The sequence below is a fragment of the Vibrio sp. M260118 genome (genome assembly GCF_036533755.1).
GTDB lineage: Bacteria > Pseudomonadota > Gammaproteobacteria > Enterobacterales > Vibrionaceae > Vibrio.
In genome coordinates this window covers 1-2,393 of record NZ_JATABG010000445.1, presented here as the reverse complement: position 1 = coordinate 2,393, position 2,393 = coordinate 1, and the positions used below count along the sequence as shown (strand labels likewise).

The window sequence follows — 2,393 nt, the reverse complement described above, 5'->3', positions numbered from 1 at the left end:
GTGTGAGTGTCGATTTAAGTCCACCAATTAAACTATTAGCCAGTTGTAGCTTACCTCGGTAACTGTAAGCCATCTCATTGACAATGTTGAGGCCAAGGCCGCTGCCGGGCGTCGTTTCATCCAACTTAACTCCGCGCTTAAGTACCTGTTGCATATCTTCCTCAGCAATGCCAGGTCCATCGTCTTCAATGATAATATCGATCGTTCCTGGTTCGCCCTCGACGGAATGAACTCGAATCATATTTGAAGACCACTTGTAGGCGTTTTCCAATAAGTTGCCGACCATCTCATCGAGGTCCGTAGGGTCTACAGCAACTTCAATTTCTGAATCAAGTTCGTTAATTAACGTTACGCCTCGTTCGGCATAAACTTTGTCAAAGGCCATAGAGATCGCATCGACACGCTCTGCTGGGTTGGCTCGTACAGAAAGAATGTTTTTGGAGCCCGCCATACGAGCTCTTCCCAAGTGGTAATCAATTTGGCTTTGAATTTGGTGTACAGACGGCAGTAACTGATCTCGATTTTGGATATCGAGTGAGGAAATTTCATTTCTAAGCACTGAAAGTGGTGTTTTTAGTGCATGGGATAGGTTTCCGGCATGGTTTCTTGCTCGATCAAGTAACTCTTGATAGTGGAATAGCAGCGCATTGAGATCTGAAACGACCGGAGCGACCTCTTTGGGGTAGTCTTCATCTAGACTGGTCTTGTCCCCATTTCGTAGCTGACTTAGCTCTTTTTGCATCTTGCTGAGTGGGCTCAATGACCATTGTACCTGCAACATGATCACGGCAAGCACACCGAAGTAGAGTAGAGCTAGAATAATCCAAAGTTGACGCATCAAATCATGAACTGTGTCTTCAATCGGTTGTTCATCAACACCAATCAGAACATCAATAGGGCCATCATAATCAGGGTAGTAGAGCTTAGTTTTGATGAAGATAAGCTTTTCACCGCGAGCGCCAACGTATTCTTTGACTTTGTTGTCGAATGTTATCTGTTGATCCCATAGTGAGCGTGACCTAAGTAGGTCGGTTTTGGTTTGAGCTGACCAGTACAGACCGCTATAGGGGCGATTGAAGCGTGGATCGGATAAGCTAGAGGTGAGTGTCAGATTGCCAGATTTGTCGGCTTCGATGGCGGCCGCAATCTCATCCATGTAAACGGATAGCTGAGACTTAGCGTCATCGGTCATGTAGTTGAACACCTGGCTTGGCACACTTACCCCAGCGGCAATAACCATAGCGGTTAGCCAAACTATAGCCGCTAAGACTAAGCGACTTTTTAAACTTAATCTTTTCAGTAGCAAGCGTTTGTTATTCGGCATTAAGCTGATACCCCAAGCCCCTCACTGTTTTGATCACTTTTGGTGCGATTTTTTTACGAATACGACCAATAAATACTTCAATGGTATTTGAATCGCGGTCAAAGTCTTGTTTGTATATATGTTCTACAAGCTCTGTGCGTGAAATGACCTTTTCTGGGTTATGCATAAAATAAGAAACAACCTTGTACTCAAGGGCGGTCAGACTGACGGCTTGGCCTTGCCACATCACCTTTGAAGTACGGGTATCTAAACTGAGATTACCCACCTGCATCACTGGGGAAGCATTGCCTGAAGCTCGTCTTAGCTGAGAGCGAATACGCGCGATGAGCTCTAGCATTTCGAAAGGCTTAGTTAAGTAATCGTCTGCTCCTGCGTTTAATCCTTCCACGCGTTGGGTTAATGTGTCACGCGCGCTGAGGATAATGACTGGGGTATTGATGTGTTCGTCTCTGATACCTTTTAGAACAGTAAGACCATCTAGCTTGGGCAAGCCTAAGTCTAGTACGATAGCATCCCACTCTTCAGACGTGGCACGATACAGTGCATCAATGCCATCTTGGGACAGTTCTGGAACCCAACCTGTCTGTTCTAGTGTTTCGACTATCTGTTGACCAAGACGCGGTTCGTCTTCCACGACCAGAATTTTCATAAGCTTTATCTTCTATTATTTCAGTGCTTCTTTAATGTGTCTGCCTTTGATTTGCAGCATTTCAAGGGTTTCTGCGTTGTACTCGACCTTGATGATATTGTTATTGTGGTTCAATTTAAGTTCATAGACCCAAATATCATCATCTTCTTCCAACTCCACCTGTATGATACGACCATGCAGGTCGCGTTCGACAGCAGCAAACATTTCAGAAAAAGGGCGAACGTAGCCTTTTTGTACCGCATCATAGACTTCATCTTGGTCCTCATCGAACTCGATTTTCGTCCCCGGCTTATTAATGTCTTGGACTAATGCATGACCATCTTCGTGATAGTGCTTTTTTGCCCAAGTTGGAAAGGCGAAACATACGCATGCCAACAAGGCTGTCAGGCTGACTAATGGACGTTTAAACATAATCATACC

3 protein-coding genes are annotated in these 2,393 nt (G+C 45.0%); all 3 read right to left on the bottom strand.

Annotated elements, in window-relative coordinates:
* Positions 1 to 1,324: ATP-binding protein (locus QTO00_RS18095; RefSeq protein ID WP_331426018.1), on the bottom strand; the 1,324-nt coding region annotated here is incomplete at its 3' end.
* Positions 1,314 to 1,973: a response regulator transcription factor gene (locus QTO00_RS18090; RefSeq protein WP_038207554.1), complete on the bottom strand. Its 660-nt coding sequence runs from the start codon at positions 1,971 to 1,973 to the stop codon at positions 1,314 to 1,316. The genes QTO00_RS18090 and QTO00_RS18095, both read right to left, overlap by 11 nt.
* Before the next feature lie 15 nt (positions 1,974 to 1,988).
* Positions 1,989 to 2,384: a PepSY domain-containing protein gene (locus QTO00_RS18085; protein ID WP_331426019.1), complete on the bottom strand. Its 396-nt coding sequence runs from the start codon at positions 2,382 to 2,384 to the stop codon at positions 1,989 to 1,991.
* Positions 2,385 to 2,393: the final 9 nt, after the last annotated feature.

Bases quoted from the DNA above. Each gene is read 5' to 3' on its own strand.
- QTO00_RS18090 (WP_038207554.1), bottom strand. From the start codon at position 1,973: ATGAAAATTCTGGTCGTGGAAGACGAACCGCGTCTTGGTCAACAGATA.
- QTO00_RS18085 (WP_331426019.1), bottom strand. From the start codon at position 2,384: ATGTTTAAACGTCCATTAGTCAGCCTGACAGCCTTGTTGGCATGCGTA.